The 23430-nt window shown below is 63.8% G+C and carries 21 protein-coding genes; 11 read left to right on the top strand and 10 right to left on the bottom strand.

Going from position 1 to position 23430, the window contains the following annotated elements:
* Positions 1-44: 44 nt before the first annotated feature.
* Positions 45-1400 (top strand): Na+/H+ antiporter NhaA, encoded by a 1356-nt coding sequence (gene nhaA / locus QMA10_RS00105; RefSeq protein ID WP_290164953.1) that lies wholly within the window; start codon positions 45-47, stop codon positions 1398-1400.
* 102 nt (positions 1401-1502) lie between these two features.
* Complete coding sequence (locus QMA10_RS00100) at positions 1503-2276, top strand: glycosyltransferase family 2 protein (protein WP_290164951.1); 774 nt, start codon at positions 1503-1505, stop codon at positions 2274-2276.
* Here the strand turns inward: QMA10_RS00100 and QMA10_RS00095 are convergent.
* Entirely contained in the window at positions 2258-3202 is a 945-nt protein-coding gene (locus QMA10_RS00095) for an alpha/beta hydrolase (RefSeq protein WP_290164949.1), read from the bottom strand. The genes QMA10_RS00100 and QMA10_RS00095 overlap by 19 nt on opposite strands.
* Positions 3203-3345: 143 nt before the next feature.
* Here QMA10_RS00095 and QMA10_RS00090 point away from each other — a divergent pair, with 143 nt between their 5' ends.
* On the top strand, positions 3346-4155 hold the full coding sequence (locus QMA10_RS00090; protein WP_290164947.1) for a lysophospholipid acyltransferase family protein: 810 nt from the start codon (positions 3346-3348) through the stop codon (positions 4153-4155).
* Between the two features lie 34 nt (positions 4156-4189).
* Here QMA10_RS00090 and QMA10_RS00085 read toward each other — a convergent pair whose 3' ends face one another.
* Both QMA10_RS00085 and QMA10_RS00080 read right to left on the bottom strand, forming a co-directional pair.
* On the bottom strand, positions 4190-5032 hold the full coding sequence (locus QMA10_RS00085; protein ID WP_290164945.1) for an alpha/beta hydrolase: 843 nt from the start codon (positions 5030-5032) through the stop codon (positions 4190-4192).
* 162 nt (positions 5033-5194) lie between these two features.
* A complete protein-coding gene (locus tag QMA10_RS00080) occupies positions 5195-6823 on the bottom strand; it encodes a DASS family sodium-coupled anion symporter (RefSeq protein WP_290164942.1) in 1629 nt (542 codons plus the stop codon).
* Positions 6824-6930: 107 nt separating this feature from the next.
* On the opposite strand from QMA10_RS00080, the gene QMA10_RS00075 reads away from it, so the two are divergent.
* On the top strand, positions 6931-8064 hold the full coding sequence (locus QMA10_RS00075; protein WP_290164940.1) for a tartrate dehydrogenase: 1134 nt from the start codon (positions 6931-6933) through the stop codon (positions 8062-8064).
* Positions 8065-8080: 16 nt separating this feature from the next.
* On the opposite strand, the gene QMA10_RS00070 is transcribed toward QMA10_RS00075, so the two are convergent.
* From QMA10_RS00070 to QMA10_RS00050, 5 genes are all read right to left on the bottom strand, one after another.
* Complete coding sequence (locus QMA10_RS00070) at positions 8081-9145, bottom strand: tartrate dehydrogenase (protein WP_290164926.1); 1065 nt, start codon at positions 9143-9145, stop codon at positions 8081-8083.
* Between the two features lie 124 nt (positions 9146-9269).
* Complete coding sequence (locus tag QMA10_RS00065) at positions 9270-10004, bottom strand: AAA family ATPase (protein ID WP_290164924.1); 735 nt, start codon at positions 10002-10004, stop codon at positions 9270-9272.
* A 35-nt stretch (positions 10005-10039) separates the two neighbouring features.
* Positions 10040-10639 (bottom strand): hypothetical protein, encoded by a 600-nt coding sequence (locus tag QMA10_RS00060; protein WP_290164923.1) that lies wholly within the window; start codon positions 10637-10639, stop codon positions 10040-10042.
* Positions 10640-10653: 14 nt separating this feature from the next.
* Positions 10654-11802, bottom strand: a complete 1149-nt coding sequence (locus QMA10_RS00055) for a zinc-dependent alcohol dehydrogenase (RefSeq protein WP_290165291.1) — start codon at positions 11800-11802, stop codon at positions 10654-10656.
* Between the two features lie 63 nt (positions 11803-11865).
* The gene (locus tag QMA10_RS00050) at positions 11866-12909 is read right to left on the bottom strand and encodes a substrate-binding domain-containing protein (RefSeq protein WP_290164920.1); all 1044 of its coding nucleotides are present in this window, start codon (positions 12907-12909) and stop codon (positions 11866-11868) included.
* 235 nt (positions 12910-13144) lie between these two features.
* Between QMA10_RS00050 and QMA10_RS00045 the strand changes: the two genes are divergently transcribed.
* The 7 genes from QMA10_RS00045 to QMA10_RS00015 are packed head-to-tail and all read left to right on the top strand — an operon-like array spanning position 13145 to position 20435.
* Complete coding sequence (locus QMA10_RS00045; RefSeq protein WP_290164918.1) at positions 13145-14470, top strand: extracellular solute-binding protein; 1326 nt, start codon at positions 13145-13147, stop codon at positions 14468-14470.
* Positions 14467-15411 carry a sugar ABC transporter permease gene (locus tag QMA10_RS00040; RefSeq protein ID WP_290164916.1) on the top strand — a complete coding sequence of 315 codons (945 nt, stop codon included), beginning with the start codon at positions 14467-14469 and terminating at the stop codon, positions 15409-15411. The genes QMA10_RS00045 and QMA10_RS00040 overlap by 4 nt, the downstream gene beginning before the upstream one ends.
* Before the next feature lies 1 nt (position 15412).
* Entirely contained in the window at positions 15413-16303 is an 891-nt protein-coding gene (locus QMA10_RS00035) for a carbohydrate ABC transporter permease (RefSeq protein ID WP_290164914.1), read from the top strand.
* Between the two features lie 44 nt (positions 16304-16347).
* Positions 16348-17592 (top strand): Gfo/Idh/MocA family oxidoreductase, encoded by a 1245-nt coding sequence (locus QMA10_RS00030; RefSeq protein ID WP_290164912.1) that lies wholly within the window; start codon positions 16348-16350, stop codon positions 17590-17592.
* Positions 17589-18593, top strand: coding sequence for a sugar phosphate isomerase/epimerase family protein (locus QMA10_RS00025; protein ID WP_290164910.1), 1005 nt, complete (start codon positions 17589-17591; stop codon positions 18591-18593). The genes QMA10_RS00030 and QMA10_RS00025 overlap by 4 nt, the downstream gene beginning before the upstream one ends.
* Positions 18594-18606: 13 nt before the next feature.
* Entirely contained in the window at positions 18607-19308 is a 702-nt protein-coding gene (locus QMA10_RS00020) for a ThuA domain-containing protein (protein ID WP_290164908.1), read from the top strand.
* Positions 19309-19346: 38 nt separating this feature from the next.
* The gene (locus QMA10_RS00015; protein WP_290165290.1) at positions 19347-20435 is read left to right on the top strand and encodes a Gfo/Idh/MocA family oxidoreductase; all 1089 of its coding nucleotides are present in this window, start codon (positions 19347-19349) and stop codon (positions 20433-20435) included.
* Positions 20436-20462: 27 nt separating this feature from the next.
* On the opposite strand, the gene QMA10_RS00010 is transcribed toward QMA10_RS00015, so the two are convergent.
* The gene (locus QMA10_RS00010; RefSeq protein WP_290164906.1) at positions 20463-21353 is read right to left on the bottom strand and encodes a DUF3626 domain-containing protein; all 891 of its coding nucleotides are present in this window, start codon (positions 21351-21353) and stop codon (positions 20463-20465) included.
* A gap of 94 nt (positions 21354-21447) precedes the next feature.
* On the bottom strand, positions 21448-23430 hold a 1983-nt coding region (locus tag QMA10_RS00005), incomplete at its 5' end, for a beta-galactosidase (protein ID WP_356833015.1).

Here is a 23430-nt window from a genome sequence, read left to right as displayed (position 1 = left end):
CTGGTCGGCAATAACATTGTCGACCGCTTTTTCAGGAGTCATCCGTGCCGTCCAGCAAGTCCCCGGAACCAGCTTCCACCCCATCGAACCGCCCGCGCGTTTTCAGCCGCGGAAGTTACAGCGAAAAAGTCCGCATCGGCGAAATCCTGCGCAAGGAAACCGTCGGAGGCATGCTGCTGGTCGCAGCAGCAGTTATTGCCCTGATCTGGGCCAACTCACCGCTTTCCGACAGCTACTTCGCCCTGCGCGACTTCGAAATCGGCTACGAGCCATGGCACCTGCAGCTCAGCCTGGGCGCCTGGGCCGCCGACGGCCTGCTCGCCGTCTTCTTCTTCCTCGTGGGCCTGGAACTCAAGCGTGAATTCGTCGCGGGAGACCTGCGCAATGTCAGCAAAGCCATTGTTCCGGTGGCAGCGGCAGTGGGCGGCGTGGCGGTTCCGGCAGCGATTTACGCCGTCATCAATCTGAGCAGTCCGGAGACCCTCGACGGGTGGGCCATCCCCACGGCCACCGATATTGCCTTTGCCGTGGCCGTTCTCGCGATCATCGGCTCGCATCTGCCGTCCGCACTGCGGATCTTCCTGCTCACCCTGGCCGTGGTTGATGACCTGCTGGCCATCACCATCATCGCCGTGTTCTACACCGAAGACCTCGAGATCACCCCGTTGCTGCTGGCACTGGCCGGACTGGCGCTCTACACCTTCCTCGCGCAGAAATACCGCCGTTTCTTCGGCCTTAAGGCCTCTGCTGCATGGTTCATCCTGCTGCCGATCGGCGTCGTCGTCTGGGCACTGGTACATGCCTCGGGCATCCACGCCACCGTTGCCGGCGTCCTGCTGGGCTTTGCCGTTCCGGTCATCCGCAGCAAGGCCAGCGGCGGACCCGACGCCGGTCCCGGGCTCTCCGAGATTTTCGAACACCGTTTCCGTCCCCTGTCCGCCGGTTTTGCGGTTCCCGTGTTCGCCTTCTTCTCTGCCGGCGTTGCCGTGGGCGGATGGGACGGCTTTGTCTCCTCGCTGACCGATCCCATTTCCCTGGGGATCATTGCGGGCCTGGTGCTGGGCAAGCCGATCGGCATCCTGGGCACCACCTGGCTGATCACCAAAGTCACCCGCGCCACTCTGGACACCTCGTTCAAATGGATCGATCTCCTCGGCGTTGCAGTGCTGGCAGGGATCGGCTTCACCGTTTCACTGCTGGTCGCCGACCTGAGCTTCGGCCACGGCACCATTCCCAATGACCACGCCAAGGTGGGCATCCTGGTTGCCTCGTTCCTGGCCGCGATTCTCGCTGCTCTGGTACTGACTCCGCGCAACCGCCACTACCGCGCCGTGGAGGCAGAGGAAAAGGTCGACGCGGATGCCGACGGCGTCCCCGACGTCTACCAGCAGGACCGGTAAGGCAGGCAGGACCCCTCCCGGCCCGAAAAATTGCGGATACGGCCGCAGTCGACGGGCCGGGGCGTATCCGCCCGGGACGGACGCCGCTACAGTCGGAGCACCATGACGACATTCTCAGTGGTTATTCCGTCCCGCAACGACGCCCCCATGCTCGCTGCCTGCCTGGCCGCACTGCAGCGGCAAACCCGGATGCCCGACGAAGTGGTGGTGGTGGACAACGGCAGCACCGATGACACCGCCGCCGTATGTGAGGCTGCCGGAGTTCGGCGCCTGTTCCTCTCGGTTCCCGGAATCGCCGGGGCAACGGCGGCGGGCTTTGACGCAGCTTCCGGAGACCTGTTGGGCCGGTTGGACGCGGACTCGGTCCCGCCGCCGGACTGGGTGGAACGCTTGGAGCGGATCCTGAGTGTCCAGGGCCCGATGACTGCGGTGACCGGTCCGGGGGACTTTTACGGCGGAAACCGGCTCACCCGCTGGATAGGCCAGAACATCTACATTGCGGGTTATATCCGTGTGGTGGGAGCGTTCCTGGGGCACCCGCCGCTCTTCGGATCCAACTTTGGCATGTCCGCTTCAATGTGGGCGCAGCTGCGGCCGCTGGTCCACCGGGACCTGCACGAGGTCCATGATGACCTGGACCTGAGTTACCAGATCCGGCCCTGGATGTCAGTGCTGTATGACCCGGCCCTTCGGGTGGGGGTGTCAGCCCGTCCGTTCGACAGTTGGAGCGGGCTCAAGCGCCGATTGGTCATGGCCTGGCAGACCTTTGACCTGGATTTCCGCAGCGAGTCTCCGCGGGCACGCCGCCGCGCCCGCCGTCGTGCCCGCCTGCAGACCCGGGGAACGGTTCCGCCGGATCAGCCGGCAGAAGCGTAGAGCGCCAAGAGATCGCGGCTGAGCTGGTGCGGCGCGTCCTCGCACGGACCGTGCCCGGCCCCGTAGGCGGCGAAGCGGGCACCGATGGCTTCCGCGAATGCATGGTGCAGGTACTGCGGCCACACGTCCGCGCGCCCCACAGCTACGAGCTTGGGCTGCGGAAGAGCCTTGAGCGCCGCCCGCAGGTCCGGTGACTTCTTCATCAGGGCCACGATGTCCCGGAGTGAGTCATTGCGCGTGTACTCGAAACGGTGACGGATGAAGTCCATGCGGGACGCCGGGACCCTGACGAAGTTCTTGCGGATTCCCCAGACAATGAGTCCGGCGTGCATCTTGTCGTTTACCAGGGGACTGAACCTGCCCACCCGGCTCACCGTGCGGAAACTCTGGCCGGGGACCGGCGGACAGCTCAGCAGGCACAGGGAACGGAAGAGCTCGGGGCGGCGGGCGAGGGCAATCTGGGACACTATGCCGGCAAAGGAATAACCCAGCACGTGTGCCGGACCGCGGAGGGAATCCAGGACTGCGAGTTCGTCATTCACGAACAGGTCATAGTCGTAGTGGATCTGCGGCGGCCTCAGGTTCTCCGGCCCTGCTCCGGCTGACTCATATTGCCCGGCCAGGTCAAAGCTGACCACGTAGTATCCCGCAGCGGCCAGTATCGGCATCATGAGGGAAAAATCCTCCTTGGACCCCATCGCGCCGGGCACCAGGACTACGGGGGGATCGGTGGCTGCACCCATGGTCCGCATGGCCAGGGTTCCGCTCGGCGCTGAAAACGTGCTGTCAACAGATCCTTCCGGAGGGACAACCCAGTTGATTTCGCCCAGCCGGGCATCGAGCCGCTGGGCCTCGTCGAGGAGCACAGGGTGTGCTTTCAGGGCACCCCTGCCTCCGCGCACCCGTGCCAGGTTTCGCCATGCCATACGCCACAGTAACCACGGAGCCTGTCCCGGGGGCAGGGCGGGCGGCCAAAAGTCCGCTGTGACCGGCAGTACCGCGTTCGGGAGTGCGGCTCTGAAGCAGATAGAATCGTTGTCCTGCCCGGATAATCCACGAGGAGATGACGTTGAAGTTTCCCCCCAACAAGTACGTCTACCGCAGCATCGTTTTGACCGGGATCGCCGCAACCAAAGTCTTCCGGATGCCCGTCCTGCCCTCCGGCCTGGAAAACCTGCCGCGCGATGAAGAAATCCGCGGACTTACCCGGACAGCAGTTCCCGGCAAGGGGGCGGTGGTGGCCATCACCCACTTTGGCTATCTGGATTTTGTTTTCGCCGAGTATCTGGTGTGGAAGAAGCTTAGGGCACACATGCGTTTCCTGGTCACCAAAAAGGCTGCCCGCAAGCCCTTTGTCAAAGCTGTTTGCGAGATGTGCGAACACATCATCGTGGACCGCTCCAACGGCGCGGCCGCGTACGCCGAGTCTGTGGAAGCCCTGCGCCGCGGCGAATACCTGGCAGTGCTTCCCGAAGCCGGCGTCAGCCGCAGTTTCGGCGTGCGTAAGCTCAAGACCGGTGCGGTCCGCATGGCCGCCGAGGCCGGGGTGCCTATCATCCCTGTCTCCGTGTGGGGCAGCCACCGCATGCTCACCCGCGGCGGCCACGGACTCAGCCTGAAAACTCTGTGGAAGAATCCGGTGCGCATCCACGTCAGCCCGATGATGCACGTTGCCCCGGACGCCTCTGTGCCTGAACAAACCGAACTGCTGCAAAAGACTCTGCAGGCCGGAATGGATCACTGCATCGACACGTATCCGGTAAAGCCGGAGCCGGGCGCATGGTGGATGCCCGTCAGCCGGGGCGGCGGCGCCATGACTGTCGAAGAACAGATCATCCTGGATGAACAGGACCGCGAAAAATACAAGATCACCGGCTAATCAGCGGGAAGCGGCAGCTCGGGGCGGCACCTGCTCAGCTCTCCAAAAAGTCCAGGAGCGCAGCGTTCACCTCATCGGCATGGGTCCAGAGCAAACCGTGCGGGGCGCCCTCAACCTCCACATAGCGGGCGTCCGGCAGCGCTTCCGCGAACGGGCGCCCGGTTGCGTCGATGGGCAGGATATTGTCCTCGGTGCCGTGCAGGATGAGGACCGGGAGCCCTGATTCGCGGACCTTCACGACGTCGTCCCGGAAGTCCGTAAGCCAGGACGGCACCACCGCGTAAGCGGCTCTGGGGGCACTGCCTGCTGCCACGTTCCAGCTGCCGCGGACGGCCTCCTCACTGATGCGCGAACCCAGGTTTTCGGGAAGATTGTAAAAGTCGGAGAAGAAGCTGCTGAACCAGGCAAAGCGGTCTGCCTGCGCGGCAGCTGCGATGCCCTCAAACACCTCGGCCGGTACACCCGCAGGATTGTCTTCCGTTTGCAGCAGGAACGGCTCCAGCGAGGCCAGGAACGCCAGCCCGCTGATCCGTCCGGACCCGTGCCGGCCAATGTACCGGGCGAGCTCCCCGGTGCCCATCGAGAAGCCCACCAGTACCACGTCCCGCAGGTCCAGTTCATTGATGACCGTGGACAGGTCATCGGCGAACGTGTCGTAGTCATAGCCGGAATTGGGGTGGCTTGACCGGCCGAATCCGCGCCGGTCGTATGTAATCACCCGGTAGCCGCCGCCCAGAAGCGCCCGGGTCTGCCGCTCCCACGAGTCACCGTCCAGGGGGTACCCGTGGATCAGCAGGACAGGCCTGCCGGTCCCCTGGTCCTGATAGTGGAGATTGATGTCTCCGGTGTTTTCGATTCCAACAGTGACATGGGGCATGACGGTTCCTTTCGGGGACTGACGAGTGGGAGCGATTATTTCCCCTGTGCCCCGGCGCACACAAGAGCATCGTCCGGCAGCGGCGGCGAGTCGGCAGGACCCGCAGCCCGGCATCCTGTGAGGGCTTGCCGGCGCAGCAAAAGGCGCGGCCCGCCCCGGGAACTAACCTCCAATCCCGACGACGGAGATCATTACGGGCACGATGGTGATGATCAGGACGGCTCCCAGAATGTCGAAGAGCAGCCCGGTGCGGATCATCCGGGTGATGGGCACGGCTCCGGTCCCGTAGACGATGGCATTCTGTGGGGTGGACACCGGCAGCATGAAACCGAACGATGCTGCAAAGGTGGCCGCCAGCGCCGGAACAAACGGATCGACGCCGATAGCCTGGCACAGGGGTATCACGATGGGCACGATCACCGCCGCGGAAGCAGTGTTGGACGTGGTTTCCGAGATCAGAATGGCCAGGACGGCGGAGAAAGCCGTGATGGCCACAATGTTGGTGATGTTCAGGTTGTCCGACGCGCCCTGGCCGATCGTCTCGGCAAGTCCGGTGGAGGCCAGCAGGGCACCGAAAATGATGCCCGTCCCGAAGAGCAGAATGGTGCCCCAGTCAATCTTGGCTGCGTCGGACCAGGTCAGGGTGGCCTGCCGCTGCTTCCAGTTCACCGGCAGGATGAACAGCAGAGAAGCCCCCAGTACGGCCACAATTCCCTCATCCAGCCGGTCATCCAGGAAGATGTACGCCTCTGATTCCGTGCCCCCGATCAGGCTTGCGACCGCGGGGGCCAGCCACAGGGTGACGGTCACTCCGAAGGCGATCAGCGTGTTGATCTCTGCCCGGGACATCTTTCCCTGCGCTTCACGCTGTTCCCTGACATACTCTTCAACGCCTTCGAGGCGGCGGATTTCGGGTTTGTTGAGCAGCAGCATGACCAGGGCCAGCACCACGAACATGGCCAGGCAGATGGGAGCGGCGATGGCCATCCATTGTGCGAACGATATGCGTACCCCGGTGGCCTCCTCGATCAGTCCGCGGCCAATGAGGTTCGGCGGTGAACCGACGGGAGTGAGCAGTCCGCCCACGCTGGCGCCGTAGGCCAGCATCAGGAGCAGTGCGGCGCCCACGCGCATCCGCAGCGGATCAAAGTCCGCCTTGACGATCCCGCGGTCCTGCATCAGTTTGGCGATGACCACCAGTACGCCCAGCGCGGTGGGCATCAGCATGGCGACGGTGGCGGTGTTGGAAACGAAGGCTGAAAGTATGCAGGTAATGACGCCGAAGGCGATGACCACCCGGTAGGTGGACTTACCCACGCCCGGAGTGGACAGCACGGCAAGGGCCAGGCGCTGGGCGATGCCGTGCTTGAGCATCGCCTGCGCCAGGATGAAGGCGCCAATGAAGGTGAAGATGGTGGTGGACCCGAACGGGGCCAGGACGGCACTGGCCGGCGCAACCCCCAGGATCACAATCGCCGCTACGCCGATGAGCCCGCCGACCGGAATGGGCACGGGTTCGCAGATCCACAGGACAATGACGCCCAGCAGGATGGCTGCGAGCATGTGCTGCTGCAGATCCAGGTTGAGGGGGAGCAGAGCAAAAACGACGGCGACGACGGGGGCGAGGAACAGGCCTATCGTCTGACGGGTGCGTTCAAACTTCTCCTCGCGGGGAGAAAGCGTTTGTTCGCTGAGACTGCGGAAGGTGGTGCCTCCCAAAAGCGCTGCGCGGACGTCTGTGGGCTGCGGGGCACCCGGGTCCTCGGTTGGAGCCGGCTGTTGCGTATACACAATCGGGGTCCTTCCTCGTTGAATGCGTTCACTATGGCTGAGGACCTTGTGCTGCGTCCAGAACCTGATATGCACTTTCTTGACGAGAGATGCAAAAGGAGCACATCATGCCGGTAGAAAAATGCTTTCGAATAGCGGCCATTCCCGCCGACGGAGTGGGAAAGGAAGTGATTGCCGCAGGCCGGCGGGTCCTGGATGCCCTGGCAGAGCAGTCCCGGGAAAGCCCGGGCGGGGGCGCCGGGAGGTCCTTCGGCTTTGACTGGGAGGAATTCCAGTGGGGATCCGACTATTACGCTAAGCACGGCCGCATGATGGATTCTGACGGGCTTGCGCTGCTGCAGGGCTTCGACGCCATCTATTTCGGTGCTGTGGGGTGGGAAAACGTTCCGGACCATGTGAGCCTCTGGGGGCTTCGGCTGAATATCACCCAGAACTTTGACCAGTGGGCCAATGTCCGGCCGGTGACGTTCCTGCCGGGTGTCGAGTCCCCGCTGCGCAAGGCGGACCGGACTCCGCTGGACTGGGTGGTGGTACGGGAGAACAGCGAAGGTGAATACGCGGGGCTGGGAGGGCGGAATCTCTCCGGCCGGGGGCCGGGCAACGAAGTGGCCGTACAGACTGCGCTGTTTACGGAGAAGGGCTGTGAGCGCATTATCCGCTTCGCCTTTGACCTCGCCCGCACCCGAACGGTGCGCAAGGTTTCCAGCGTCACCAAATCCAATGCACAGCAGTACGGCTCGGTGCTCTGGGACGACGTGTTCAAGCGCGTGGCGCCGGAGTATCCGGACGTGCAGACCGAGAGCGTCCTGGTGGACGCCATGAGTGCCAAATTTGTCCTGCAGCCGGAGGACCTGTCAGTGGTGGTGGCGTCCAACCTGTTCGCCGACATCCTCTCGGACCTTGGCTCGGCGCTCGCCGGCAGCCTGGGCCTGGCGGCGAGCGCCAACCTCAATCCGGAGCGGAGGTTCCCTTCCATGTTTGAGCCGGTGCACGGGTCTGCTCCGGATATCGCCGGCCGCGGGACCAGCAATCCTGTGGGGGCCATCCTGAGTGCCGCTTTGATGCTGGACCATCTGGGCGTGCCCGCGGCGGCCCGGAGACTGGAAGCGGCCGTGGCTGCGGTGACGGCCGCCGGCATCCGCACCCGCGACGTCGGGGGATCCGCGGGTACGGAAGAGGTGGCGTCAGCGGTGATTGAGGAACTTGGCCGCCTGCAGCTGCCGGATCCGGTGCCGGGCTGACCGGTCAGGCTCCTGGCTAGCCGATGCGGGCGAGGATCTCCCGGGTGAATTCTTCTGTTCCGGCGGTGCCGCCCAGGTCCCGGGTCCGCACCGGCGACTCCGCAAGCACGCCAAAGACGGCTTCGAGCACTTCTGCGCCGGCCTCGGGATGACCGAGGTGGTCCAGCATCATGGACGCGGACCAGATGGCTCCCAGCGGATTGGCCGCGCCCTGACCATAGATGTCCGGAGCGGAGCCGTGCACGGGCTCGAACATGGAGGGGAATTCCCGTTCAGGGTTGAGGTTGGCGGAGGGGGCAATGCCGATGCTGCCGGCAATGGCTGCCGCCAAGTCGCTCAGGATGTCCCCGAACAGGTTGGAGCCGACAATCACGTCAAAGCGGGAAGGATTCAGCACCACCTTCGCGGCAAGGGCGTCAATGTGTTCGGAGGTCCACTGCACCTGGGGATAGCCGGCGGAGCGTTCTGCCACCAGTTCGTCCCAGAAGGGCATGGTGTGGATGATGCCGTTGGACTTGGTGGCGGATGTCAGCACACCCCGCCGCCGGCCGGCGAGGTCAAAGGCATAGTCCAGGATGCGGGTGACACCTTCACGCGTAAAAACTGATTCCTGGATCGCCATTTCGGATGGCAGGCCGCGGTTCAGGCGGCCGCCGATTTCCGAGTACTCGCCTTCATTGTTTTCACGCACCACTACAAAGTCCACCCCCGGGTCGGTCAGGTCAGCGCGCAGGGGACTCGGAACGCCCTTGAGAACGCGGATGGGGCGCACATTGACGTACTGCCGGAATTCGCGGCGGATCGGAATCAGCAGCCCCCACAGGCTCACATGGTCCGGCACTCCGGGCCAGCCCACGGCGCCCAGCAGAATCGAGTCATGACCACGGATCTGGTCCAACCCGTCGGCCGGCATCATGGCGCCGGTTTCCAGATACCGGCGGCAGGACCAGTCAAACTCATCATAGGTGAGGTTGATTCCATGCCGGGGCGCGACGGCGTCGAGGACGGCGCGCGCGGGCGGCAGTACCTCGTGGCCGATGCCGTCGCCGGGAATGAGTGCAATGCGGTAGGTCTGGGTCATGGTGCAATCCCACGGTAAGCGGCCCCCTATGTCAAAGCGGGCGGTCAGGGAAGAGGAGGGCATGGGGGACACATCACGCCCGGCACCGGCGGGCGACGGCGGTGCCTGCGCTTGCCGGCGGAACTCAGCGATCCAGGATGTGACGTAGGTAGCGGCCCGGCTCGTTCAGGTAGGAGCGCCAGTGTGTGACCAGGTCCAGTTCGTCCCACTCGCGGCGGGCTATGCCGTGCTCACCTGTCTCGTAAATGGTGGCGCCGGGCAGTGACGCCAGCACGGGGGAGTGCGTTGCGCAGAGGATCCGGGAGCCATTGGCAGCGAGATCAGCCAGGATTCCAATCATGGCCAGGGTGGAGCCGAAGGACAGTGCTGCTTCGGGTTCATCCAGACAGTAGAAGCCCCGGGTGTCCAGGTACGTTTCGGTGAGGGCAAGAAAGGACTCTCCGTGGCTCATGGAGTGGAAATCCTGCCCGCCTCCAACCTGGTCCTGGAACGTGTAGTACCCGTGCATGGTTTCCGCCCGCAGGAAGAATCCCCATTTTTCAGCTCCGGGCCGGCGTACCAGGGTAATCCACTCGCTAAGCGGGGACTCGGTGCCGTGCGTGGTGTGGGCCGAATGCACAGTGCCGCCCTCCGGTCCCAGGCCGTACGCAGCTGCAACTGCCTCCACCAAGGTGGATTTACCGCTGCCGTTCTCGCCGACCAGGAAAGTGACGCCGGGCGGGAGGACCAGACCATCGGCGAGGACGGCTGCGACCGCGGGGATCGAGGCGGGCCAGCGGTCCGGCGGAACATCGGCTCCCTTGCGGGGGCGGATCTCGCGGATCAGCCGCTGATCGTCCACATCTCGGGTTGCCTGCATGGCCTTATTCTGACACCCGGCCGGAGGAAAGCCGCTTAGCGCCCCACCGCACGCCGGACCGCGCGGAAGACCGCGTACCCGCCGACGCCGGCCATGACCCAAGGGCCCGCGGCAACAAAGGGAACCACGGCCTGTTCCTTCACATCCGCCCGGTTCCTGCCCAGGCGGGAGGAAAGCCCGTGCCGGCTGAACTCGCTCAGGACACCTGTCTCCGTCACCGGGTTATCCGGATGCGGTGTCAGGAGGGAACGCAGGTGGCTGCCTCCGGCATCCACGCGGTCGGCGGCCATCAGGATGAGCCAGTGGGCCGCCCGGGCCTCGCTGTACCGGTACGCGTACCTGCGCATGGCACCGGAGATCCCCTTCAGCGGCACCGAACTGCCAAAGACCGGAGTAAGGAAGGCATGCTCAACAGAGCGTTCCCGCGGCTGATGTTCGGGCTGCTGCTCCGGGAAAACCCAGTGTGCCCCGGTGCTGAGGTCGGTCCGTTCCCGGGGCACCGAGGGCCGGTCGGCAGGATCAAGGTCTGCGCCCCATCCGGGGATGCGGGCCCGCAGTTCCCCGGCCGGGATCCTGCGCGGTACGCCGGCAACGTACGGCGTGTTCGGGGAGGCAGCGCTCGCTGTGGATGACATGGTTCGGGTGCCTTTCAAGACGCGTTGGGAATGATCAGCGGTTTGATGCAGTCATCGAGCTTCGCCGAGAACATATGGTAGCCCTCGGCGATGTGCTCCAGGGGTATCCGGTGTGTGATGACGTCACTGGGCTTGAGGTAGCCGTTGCGGATGTGCTCGAACAACCGCGGCCATTGACGCTTGGCCGGGCACTGGTTCATCCGCAGTGTGAGGCCCTTGTTCAGGGCGTCCCCGAACTTCACCGCACTGAAAATGGGCCCGTAGGCTCCGACCACGGACACGGTTCCTGCCTTGCGCACCGAATCGATGGCCCAGTTCAGTGCCACCGGTGACCCGCCCTGGAGCTTGAGCTGGGAGGCGGTCACGTTCTGGAGGAAACTCCCGCCTGCTTCCGCACCGGCGGCGTCGATCACCACATCCGCTCCGAGGTAGTCAGTGGTCTTTTTCATCTCCACCACAATGTCCTCGTACTCGGCGAAGTTGTACGTTTCGGCGTGCGCAAACGTCCGGGCCTTCGCGAGCCGGTAGTCAAGATGGTCGACGACGATGACGCGGCCGGCTCCCATCAGCCAGGAGGACCGGGCGGCAAAAAGCCCCACCGGTCCGGCACCGAACACAATGACTGTGTCGCCTTCACGGATATCCCCGAGCTGCGCACCGAAGTATCCGGTGGCCAGGGCATCCGTGAGCAGGACGGCGTCCTCTTCGTCCATCCAATCCGGGATTAGGCTCGGGCCCACGTCGGCGAAGGGGACGCGGACAAATTCAGCCTGGCCGCCGTCGTACCCGCCGCACGTGTGGGAATAGCCGTAGATGCCGCCCACCGCCGTCGCGTTGGGATTGACGTTGTGGCAGTTGGAGTACAACCCGCGGCTGCAGAAGTAGCAGGAACCGCAGTAGATATTGAAGGGGACCATGACGCGGTCACCCGCCTTCAGGTTTTCCACCGAGGGGCCCATCTCGTGGACCACACCCACAAACTCGTGCCCGAAGGTTGTTCCCACCCGGGTATCGGGCATCATCCCGTGATACAGGTGCAGGTCGGAACCGCAGATGGCCGCTGCCGTCACCCGGACAATGGCGTCATTCGGGTGCTCGATGACCGGCATGTCCTTTTCCTCGACACGGACCTTATACGGCCCGCGGTACACCATGGAGCGCATCATTTCCCCTTTTAGCAAGCATACTGATGGATTTCCCACCCTGCCTGCCGGGACTCGCAGCCGTCAAGGGCTGCTCACGGGCGGCGGAGCGGTGGAATCCCGCACCACCAGTGAAGTGGCAAGCTCCACGTGGGATGATTCCAGCTCTTCGCCGTTGGCCAGGCGCAGGACACTGCGCAACGCAGAGCGTCCCATTTCCTGCAGCGGCTGGCTCACCGATGTCAGACGCGGAACGGACTGCTCCGTGAGGTCGGTTCCGTCAAAACCCACCAGGCTGAGTTCCTCCGGGACCCGGATGCCGCGGCGGCGCGCTTCATCCAGCACGCCCAGGGCCGTGAGGTCGCTGGCGGCGAAAATGGCGGTGGGCGGTTCGGGAAGCGACATCAGCAGTGCGGCTCCGCGGACACCTGAGTTCCGGTTAAAGGCCCCGCTGACAATGTACTCATCCGGGACCTCGATCCCGTGCGCCCGCAGCGCTGCCAGATAACCGTGCAGCCGGGCAACACTGCACTCGGCGGCGTCCGGCCCCCCCACATAGGCGATGCGCCGGTGCCCAAGCTCAATCAGGTGCTCAGCTGCCGATTTTCCCCCTGCCCAATTGGTAGCGCCGATGCTCACGAATCCGGACGGCGGCGGATTCAGGGGATCGATCACCACCACGGGGATGCGGCGCCGTGCAAAAGCTTCCAGCTGCTCGGTGGTGACCTCCGAGGTCACGAGAATGAGTCCACGGCGCCCCGAAGCAGCCAAGCGGGAGGACCACTGGCGATGGTCCGTGCTCTTGAGCTTCCCCGGTGTGACCGTACTGAGCACCACCTCAACATTCTCGGTTGCAGCCGCACCGGTGATGCCCGTCAGGACCGCAAGCGAATAGGACGTATTGAGCCCGTCGAACACCAGATCCACCAGGCCCGGCGCGCTGCTGCGGAGCCGGCGCCGGACAGGCGACTCATAGCCCACACGGCTGAGAGCCGCCTGCACCCGTTCACGGGTGGGGCCGGCTACATCATCACGGCCGTAAATGACTTTGGAGACGGTGGGAACTGAGACCCCGGCCAGTTCGGCCACCTGAGCCAGGGTGGGCTTCTTGGCGTGGACCCGGTTCATGGCACTGCTCCTTTGCGAAAGTTTTCGACCATCCACATGCCTCCGGGAAAGTTTAGTGAGTGTCGAGAGTGGATGATTCTAAAAGACAAAACCCCTTGACGGGTGATGGCGATCACAGTAGCTTACAGGGCAACACGCGGAGAGCACCCGCCAATATTTCGAAAGTTTTCGCTCACAGTGCGTGCTGAATAAATTCCCTGCCGCAGCGACGCGGCTCTTTTCAATGGAGATAAGAATGGAACAGAAGCTCGCAACACGCCGGTCTTTCCTTTCGCTGGCTGCGCTGGTGCCCATCGCTGCCTACACACTCACTGCCTGCGGCTCCTCCGGCCCCGGGGACACGTCCGCCGGCGGGGCCAGCATTTGGTCGCTGAGCGGTCAGCCTGACGAGGGGATCCGGCAGGCCACCGTGGACACCTTCAACGAGGCTAACTCGGACAGCCGGATCAAGATCACGTACTTCCAGAATGATGCCTACAAGACCAAGATCAAGACAGCCATTGGAGCCGGACAGGCACCCACCATCATTTACGGGTGGGGCGGCGGGACGCTGCGCACTTACGCCGAGGCCGGTCAGGTGGACGATCTGACGTCCTGGTTCGAGGAGAATCCGGACGTCAAAGACCGGCTGCTCGACTCAACATTCGGTGCAGCCACGATCGACGGCAAGATTTACGCCATTCCCACCCAGACGGTCACGCCGATCATCTTCTACTACAACAAGGAGCTGTTCGATCAGGCCGGGGCCGAGCCGCCCGCCACCTGGGATGACCTGATGTCCCTGACCAAAACGTTCAACGACATGGGGGTTGCGCCGCTGTCACTGGGCGGCCAGTCCCGCTGGACCTCGATGATGTGGCTGGAGTACCTGTATGACCGGGTGGGCGGACCCGAGGTCTTTACCGCCATCTATAACGGCGAGCCCGATGCCTGGTCCAACCCCGCCGCCATCCAGGCCACCACCATGATCCAGGACCTGGTCAAAGCCAATGGCTTTATCAAGGGCTTCACCTCCATCACCGCCGACAGCAACGCGGACCAGGCACTGCTGTACACCAACAAAGCCGCCATGATGCTGCACGGGGGCTGGACCTACGGCGGGATGAAGAACGACGGCGCCGGCTTCGTTGAAGATGGAAAGCTCGGCTGGGTCAATTTCCCCACCGTGGAAGGCGGAACGGGCGATCCCGCCAACACTGTGGGCAATCCTGCCGGCTACCAGTCCATCTCCTCCAAGGCCAGCGAGAGCGAAAAAGAGGCAGCCAAGAAGTACTTCAAGGACGGGCTGCTTACCGACACCGAAATCGATGCGTACATCGAAACCGGGTCGGTTCCGATCGTGAAGGACATCGAGGACAAGCTGGCGCAGTCCGACGACAGTGAATTCCTGACGTTCCAGTATGAACTGACCAAGAATGCACCCAACTTCCAGCAGTCATGGGACCAGGCGCTCAGCCCCACCGCAGCCGAAGCACTCCTGAGCAATATCGACCAGCTGTTCCTGCTGTCGATCACCCCTGAGGAGTTCGCCGACAACATGAACGCGACGCTGGGTACATGATCGCCGCCGTTCCCCCTGCTGCGCTGCCGGCGGACCGCGGTTCCGGGAACGCGGTCCGGGGCGTCAGCCGGGGCAGGACCGGTTCCCTGTGGTGGCTGGTGCTGCCTGCCCTGTTCTTCTTCCTGGTCTTCGCCGTCGTTCCCCTCATTGGCGTCTTTGTCCTGAGCTTTGCCAACTGGGACGGAATCGGCGCCATCTCGGTGGCAGGGATCGGAAACTGGCTGTCGGTGCTGGGTGACCCCGTGATGCACAATGCCCTGCGGCTGACCTTTGTCATCATGATTGTCTCCTGGCTGGTCCAGACACCCCTGAGCCTGCTCCTGGGGGTCTTTACCGCCGGCAGCCAAAAGTACCGGGCTGTCCTCGCCGTTCTGTATTTTGTGCCTTTGCTGTTGTCTTCGGCGGCGATTGCCATTGCGTTCAAGGCGTTGCTCGATCCGAACTTCGGTCTCGCCGAAGGCCTGGGACTGCCCTTCCTGGCACAGGACTGGCTGGGGCGTCCGCAGCTGGTGCTCTTCGTCGTCATCTTTGTGATCGCGTGGCAGTTCGTTCCCTTCCACACGCTGATTTACCAGGGCGGCGTGCGGCAGATACCAAAGTCACTCTACGAGGCCGCGGAAATTGACGGTGCCGGCAAGGTGAAGCAGTTCTTCCACATCACCCTGCCGCAGCTGAAATACACCATCATCACCTCCTCCACCCTGATGGTGGTGGGGTCCCTGACCTACTTTGATCTCATCTTTGTGCTGACCGCGGGCGGGCCGGGCAACTCCACCCGCATCCTGGCACTGGACATGTACCTCACCGGTTTCCGGGCGAACCTCATGGGACCGGCCAGCGTCCTTGCCGTGATCCTGGTGCTCATTGGACTGGCGCTGGCGCTGGCGCTGCAGCGGCTGGGCGGCAAGGGTTCCAGCGGCAGCCAACTGGAAGGCCTGTGAGATGACAGCAACAGCAACCAAGCCGGAGGCTCCCGTACCGGCCCGTGCCTCCACCCCCTCCGGCCGGGGGAAACGATGGCGGAAACTGAACTATGCAGGGGGACTGGCAGGCTGGGTCTGGCTGGCCATCATTATCATCCCGGTTTACTACGTGGTGATCACCAGCCTGAAGACCTCAGCCGGGTATTTCTCCCAGAACCCGTTGGCCGTACCCTCCTCGCCCACGCTGGAAAACTACCGGATGGTGCTTGAAGCGGACTTCGCCAAGTACTTCCTGAACAGTGCCATCATCACCCTCGGCGCCGTCGTGCCGGCGGTAGCCGTATCGTTCATGGCGTCCTTCGCCATTGTGCGCGGCAACAGCAGGTTCCTCCGTTTCTCCAACGGCCTGTTCCTGCTGGGCCTGGCCATTCCGCTGCAGGCCACAATCATCCCGATCTACCTGATGATCATCCGGCTGAACCTCTACGACACGCTGCTGGCGCTGGTCCTGCCGTCCATCGCGTTCTCCATACCGCTCACAGTCCTCATCCTGTCCAACTTCATCCGAGACGTGCCAAACGAGCTGTTCGAATCAATGCGCCTTGACGGCTGCAGTGAGTGGCAGACCATGTGGCGCCTGGCTCTGCCGCTGACCAAACCCGCCATCGTCACGGTAAGCATCTACAACGCCCTGGGGGTCTGGAACGGCTTCCTGCTTCCGCTGATCCTCACACAGAGCCCGGACCTTCGCGTCCTGCCCCTTGCACTGTGGAGTTTCCAGGGACAGTACAGCGTCAATATCCCCGCAGTGCTGGCCTCCGTGGTCCTCACCACGCTGCCCATCCTGGTGCTCTACATCGTGGGACGCCGGCAGCTGCTGAGCGGACTGACCGCCGGATTCAGCAAATGACAGCACTCCACCTCCGAACAACAAAGTCTCTGAAAGGAAGTTCCATGCCCCAGGCACAACCTGCCCCGCTCCGTATTGGAATGGTCGGCTACGCGTTTATGGGAGCAGCCCATTCCCATGCATGGCGCACGGCCCACCGTTTCTTCGACCTGCCGCTGACTCCGCAGCTCACCGCAGTGGCCGGCCGTAACGCAGCGGCTGTCGGGGAAGCTGCAGCCCGCATGGGCTGGGCTTCCACGGAAACTGATTGGCGGGCACTCCTCGAACGGGATGACATCGACCTGATCGACATCTGTTCGCCCGGCAACACCCATGCCGAAATAGCCGTTGCAGCCCTGCGGGCAGGCAAGCACGTACTGTGCGAAAAGCCGCTCGCCAATACGGTGGCCGAGGCGGAGGAGATGACCGCTGCCGCACACGAAGCGGCACGCAACGGCGTGTTCGCCATGTGCGGCTATTCCTACCGCCGCACGCCCGCGCTGGCGCTGGCCAGGCGCATGGCCGACGACGGCCGGCTGGGCAAGATCCGCCAGGTGCGAGCCCAGTACCTTCAGGACTGGCTCAGCGATGAAAACGCACCCCTGACCTGGCGGCTGGACCGGAAGGTCTCGGGTTCCGGCGCACTGGGCGATATTGGTGCGCACATCATCGATGCAGCGCAGTTTGTTACCGGGCAGCAGATCACGGGGGTCTCCGCCCTGATGGAAACCTTTACCCGGCGCCGTCCGGCGGGCGGTGACTTCGTTGGGCTCGGCGGCCACGGCGCCGTCGGAGAGGACCAGCCCATGGGGGACGTGACAGTGGATGACGCCGCCATCTTCACCGCCCGTTTCGACGGCGGTCCAATCGGCGTCTTCGAGGCCACCCGTGCGGCACTGGGGCGCAAGAACGCCATGCGCCTGGAAGTGAACGGATCCCGGGGTTCCCTGGCCTTCGACTTCGAGGACATGAACTTCCTCCAGTACTACGACGGAACCGACCGCCCGGGGGAACAGGGTTTTCACCGGATCATGGTCACGGAACCGGAACACCCCTATGTCGGCAACTGGTGGCCCACGGGCCACGGGCTGGGCTATGAGCACGGTTTCACGCACCAGGCGGCGGACCTGGTGGGGGCGCTCGCCGCCGGTACACAGCCCACGCCGTCGTTCGCCGAAGCCCTTCAGGTCCAGCGGGTTCTCGCCGCCGTCGAAGAAAGTGCAGCTGATGAAAGCCGCTGGACAATGGTGGACGCCGCGGCGCACTCCAGCGGTGCCGCCGTGAAAACTACAGCAGAGGAGATCCGATGACACGCCCCATCACACTGTTTACCGGCCAGTGGGCCGACCTTCCGTTCGAAGAAGTGGCCCGGCTGGCCGGCGAGTGGGGCTTTGACGGCCTGGAAATCGCCTGCTGGGGAGACCACCTGGATGTTTGGCGGACGGTCGAGGATGACGAATACCTGCAGAACCGCCTCGACATCCTCAAGCGCAACAATCTGAGTGTCTATGCCATCTCGAACCACCTCAACGGACAGGCTGTCTGTGACGATCCAATTGATGAACGGCATCAGGGGATTGTTTCGGCCCGGGTCTGGGGAGACGGGGAGCCCGAAGGTGTGCGCACCCGCGCCGCTGAAGAACTGAAGATGACGGCGCGGGCCGCAGCGCGCCTCGGAGCAAAAACCGTGACGGGCTTTACCGGATCGGCCATCTGGAAGACGGTGGCGATGTTCCCGCCGGTGCCTGAAGGCATGATCGACCGCGGATATCAGGACTTTGCCGACCGCTGGAATCCCATTATTGATGTTTTTGATGAGGTAGGCGTCCGCTTTGCCCTCGAGGTCCACCCCTCCGAGATTGCTTATGACTATTGGACGGCGCACCGGACCCTGGAAGCCATCGGCCACCGGGAAGGCTTCGGGTTGAACTTTGATCCCTCCCATTTCATCTGGCAGGACATTGACCCGGCAGCTTTCCTCTACGACTTCCGTGACCGGATCTACCACGTCCACATCAAGGAATCAGTGACGCAGCTGGACGGCCGCAACGGACGGCTGGGATCACACCTGCCGTGGGGTGATCCGCGCCGCGGCTGGGATTTTGTTACGGCAGGCCAGGGTGAGGTTCCGTGGAACCGCATTTTCCGCATGCTAAACGCCATCGGCTACAAAGGCCCGACGAGCGTGGAATGGGAGGACGCCGGCATGAACCGGTTGGTGGGCGGTCCTTCCGCCCTGGCACTGGTGAAATCCCTGGCACAGATCGACCCGCCGGACACAGCCTTCGACTCAGCTTTTGCAACCAAGTAAAGGACCATCCTTCATGAGCACCACCACACGTCAGGCCCTGGTTGTCCGGGGCGGCTGGGACGGACATCAGCCCGTTGAAGCCACCGAGCTTTTTTTGCCCCACCTCAGGGACAGCGGATTCGACATCCGCATTGAGGAATCCACCAAGATCTACGCCGACGCCTCTTACATGGACGGGGTGGACCTGATCGTCCAATGCAACACCATGAACACCATTGAGCAGGAAGAGTTCGAGGGGCTGCGCGCCGCCATCGAGGCGGGGACGGGAATGGCCGGCTGGCACGGCGGCATTGCCGATTCCTACCGCAACAATTCGGATTACCTGCATCTGATCGGCGGGCAGTTCGCCTGCCATCCCGGCAAGCATCCGGACGAGCGCGCTGGAGACGCATCTGACAACTTCATCGATTACACGGTGAACATGCTGCCGGCTGCCGCCGATCACCCCGTTACCGCCGGGCTCTCCGATTTCAACCTGCGCACCGAGCAGTACTGGGTCCTGACGGATGACTACATTGACGTCCTTGCCGCCACCACGCTTCCGGCACGGGAATGGGATGCCTGGAACCGCCCCGTCACCTGTCCGGCAGTGTGGACGCGGCAATGGGGCAAAGGACGGATCTTCGTCGCCACTCCGGGTCACTCCGTGGACATCCTGAAGGATGAAAACGTCTCCACCCTCATCGAAAGGGGAATGCTGTGGGCCAGCCGCTAAACAGCGCTTCACCGGGTGCAGCTCCGCTGCGGATCGGCATGGTGGGCTGCGGAAACATCAGTGCAGCGTACCTGGAGACCTTTCCCAGGCTCGATGCGGTGGCGCTGACCGCTGTCGCAGATCTGGACATGGACCGGGCACGGGCGGTCGCCGAAGATTTCCCGGGTGTCCGTGCCCTCACCGTGGATGAGCTGTTGTCGGATGACGCAGTGGACCTGGTCCTGAACCTCACCATCCCTGCCGCCCACGCAGAAGTAGCCCTTAAGGCCATTGCGGCCGGAAAGCACGTGTACGGGGAGAAGCCGCTGGCTGCCGGCACAGCAGAGGGGCAGTCCATGCTGGACGCTGCACAGGCCGCCGGTGTCATCCTGGGTTCAGCCCCGGACACGGTGCTTGGCACGGGAACCCAGACAGCACGCAAAGCCATTGATGACGGGCTGATCGGCAAACCGATTTCGGCCACTGCCACCATGGTGACACCGGGGCATGAGCGGTGGCATCCGAACCCCGACTTCTATTACGTTCCCGGCGGAGGGCCCCTGCTGGACATGGGTCCGTACTACGTCTCCGCACTGGTGACGCTGCTCGGTCCGGTAACCTCCGTCGTCGGCGCCTCCAGCAGTACCCGCAGTACCCGCATCATTGGCTCCGGTCCGCGGACGGGGGAAGAGATTCCGGTCAGTACACCCACGCACGTAACGGGGGTACTTATCCATGCCTCCGGTGCGCTGTCCACACTGGTGATGAGTTTCGACGCGGTGGCAACGCGTGCCGCCAACATCGAGATCCACGGGGAAACCGGTTCACTGGCGGTGCCGGACCCCAACCGGTTCGACGGAGAAGTCCAGGTGCGCCGCCTCGACGGCGAGGACTGGGAGGTCCTGCCTGTATCCGCCGGTTACCGGGACGCCGCACGGGGGATCGGACTCCAGGACCTGGCCCGGACGCCGGAAGGGGAACTTCCCCGGGCCAGCGGGGAAATGGGCTTCCACGTTCTCGAGGTCATGGAGGCAGTCCTTGCATCCGCAGAAGCCGGAACCGCGCTGCCGATCGGCAGCACCTGCGAGCGCCCGCCCGCCGTCGCACTGTCCCTGACCGGGGGAGTGGAGGCAGTCTCCGGTTCATAGAAACAGCATATTCGAACACGTGTTCTATTAGCTGCAGCGGCGGGGTGAGGGGGGAACTGCACCCCAGTTGTATCCGAACCTCGCCACGCAGTGCCAGACCCGTTTCAGTGTCTGCCGGTCGAAGCGCTGCTCCCTGACGGCCCGGCCGATAATGCGGGGATCAAGCCAGCCGTCTTCAGCGATGCTTCGACCGGCGGAGACGACAGCCGGGCCCCGGTAGTCCGTGTGGCTGTCCAGTTCACGGGTGCTGAGGCGGAAGCCCTCATGCCACTCGAGGGGGCACGGCAGCCGGCGGGCTGCCGCCTCGATTTCCGTACCGCGGAAGGAAGGGTCCAGCACCACCGCTGCGATGTGGCTGCTGAGTTGGAGCGGACCGTGGATGTGCGCTTCGATATGGTCATCCAGCACATCGAGCCCGGACTGCTCTGAGTACTTTGCCGCCATGCCGACCAACGGCATCCGGTTCAGGGTGCCAAAATGCTCCGGCTCGGTGCTGCTGTCCGGAAAGCAGAACGTTAGCCGCCCGTATTCCGAGCGCTTGAGCCTGAAGTGGGAGGAACCAAACCGAACGGAACCGCCCACAGGGAGCCTGCGATAGTTGAGCGACCCGTATTTTGGCCGCTCGGCTGCCGGGGCCCTGTCATACGCCCCGCCGAACATGCGCTGTTCCCAGCGCCAGCGCTCGCCGCCGGGCCATGCCGTGAGTCCGCCGTTCCCTGTGCCGGTCTCAAACTGTGACCGGTAGAGCCCGTCCTTCACCAGGCATTCCAGCAGGCAGGAATCATTGACCGGCGCGTCAGGATGGAAATGAACGGTGACGTCCAGGGACAGATCAAGCGGGGGTCCCGCTGTCCGGCTGCTGACATAGCTGACGGCGCGTTGCCAGGGGCGCGGAAGAACTGCCATTGGTCCTGCCATGGCCCACACCCTACGGCTTCCTGCCCGAACGTACATCCGAAAGAGCGCTCCGGGCACTGCACGGCGCAGTACCCGGAGCGCTCCGACACGATCCTTAGCCCGTAGCCGCTGCCCGTCTTGTCAGCACTGACACGGAGCGCGGATCAAGCTTGGACTCCCAGCCCGGCAGCGGGGCACCCTCAACACCGGTGACGTCCACCGCTGTGTCGGTGCGGTTGATGAGGAAAACATAGTCGGTACGGCCGTCGGTGCGCACCACCATTTCAACGGCGCCGCGCAGCTCGGCAGGAAGTTCGCTGCTGAGTCCCGCGCTCGCGGCCAGATCTGCGAGCACAGGTGCAAGCCCCGGCGCTCCGAGGCGTGCCCCCATGTATGCGGCGCTCCCGTTGCCGACGGCGCGGCGCGTCACGGCTGCATCACCGGAGTGCTCACCCGTGGTGTAGCGCGCGAGTATCTCAACGTCATGACCGGAAGGCTGCACCCGGTCCGCCCACAGCGTTGCTGTCGCCCCGTTGTCCAGCTGAATGCTCTCACCGTCCAGCAGCGGCCCGAACTCGTCAACGCGCACCCCCAGCAGGTCTGCGAAGGCTCCGGGATAGCCGCCGAGCCAGATGTGGTCATTCTCGTCCGCAATCCCGCTGAAGTACCCGGTGACGAAGTGCCCGCCGTTCTGCACATAGTCCTCAAGGCGTCCCTTCAGCGCCGCCGGAACGGCATGGAGAATGGGGGCGACGACGAGTGCGTAGCCGGACAGATCCGCCGCAGAGGGAACCACATCAACGCGGAGGCCCAGGGCAAGGAACGCTGAATACCAGTCCAGGGCCTCCTGCTTGTAGCGCAGCCGGTCCGAGGGATGGGAGTCCTGCTCCGATGCCCACCAAGAATTCCAGTCGAAGAGGATTGCGGCAGACGCCGGGCTGCGGTGCGACCCCGCAACATCCGACAGGGACTCAAGCTCCCTGCCCAGGCCGGCCACGCTGCGGAAGATGGGACTGTCTTCACCGGCGTGCGGAACCATCGCTGAATGAAACTTCTCGGCCCCGGCCCTGGACTGCCGCCACTGGAAATAACAGACGGCGTCCGCTCCGTGCGCAACATGGGTCAGAGAGTCGCGGCGCAGCGCACCCGGCTTTTTCGGTGTGTTGACGGGTTGCCAGTTGACAGCGCTGGTGGAGTGTTCCATGAGGAACCAGGGATTGCCGCCGGCGATGTTGCCGGTGAGGTTGGCAGAGAAGGAAAGCTCGTCCACGCCCTGCGGTCCCGGGACGAAGTAGTGGTCGTTGGCGACGAAATCCACCTCCCCGGCCCAGTCTGCGTAGTCCATTCCCTTGGTTTCGCCCATCACCATGAAGTTGGTCGTAACAGGAATATCAGGAGTGATGACGTTGAGAATGTCCCGTTCTTCACGCAGGTACTGCTTGAGCGCGTCCGAGGAGAACCGCTTGAAGTCCAGCTGCTGGGTGGGGTTTGCGTGTGAGGCGGCCTGGCGCGGCGGCAGAATCTGCTGAAAGTCCGTGTACCGCTGGGACCAGAAGTCCGTACCCCACGCATCATTGAGAACATCGATGCTGCCGTAGCGTTCCGCGAGCCAGCCGCGGAAGGCCCGGGCGGCGTCGTCGGAGTAGTCGTAAATGTTGTGGCAGCCAAGCTCATTGGAAATATGCCAGGCACAGACTGCCGGGTGGTCCTTATAGCGCTCGGCCATGGCAGTCACGAGTTTCAGCGCGTGTTCGCGGAAGACCGGGCTGGTGGGACGCCAGTGCTGCCGGGCGCCCGGCCAGAGGATTCCGCCGGAGGCGGTGACGGGCAGGATTTCCGGATGCTCAGTGGTCAGCCAGGGCGGAGGGGATGCGGTGGCAGTGGCCAGGTCCACGGCAATGCCGTTTTCGTGGAGCAGGTCAATCACTTCGTCCAGCCACGCGAAATCCCAGGCACCGCGGGCGGGCTGCAGGCGGGCCCAGGAAAAGATGGCCAGGGACACTACATTGACGCCGGCCTCCCGCATGAGCCGCACGTCCTCGTCCCAGGTCTCCCGCGGCCACTGCTCCGGGTTGTAGTCGGCACCGTATGCCAAGCG

The sequence above is a fragment of the Arthrobacter sp. APC 3897 genome, from assembly GCF_030407495.1.
Taxonomy (GTDB): domain Bacteria; phylum Actinomycetota; class Actinomycetes; order Actinomycetales; family Micrococcaceae; genus Arthrobacter_B.
The sequence above is the reverse complement of the archived record's forward strand: the minus strand, read 5'-3'. Positions and strand labels throughout refer to the sequence as shown.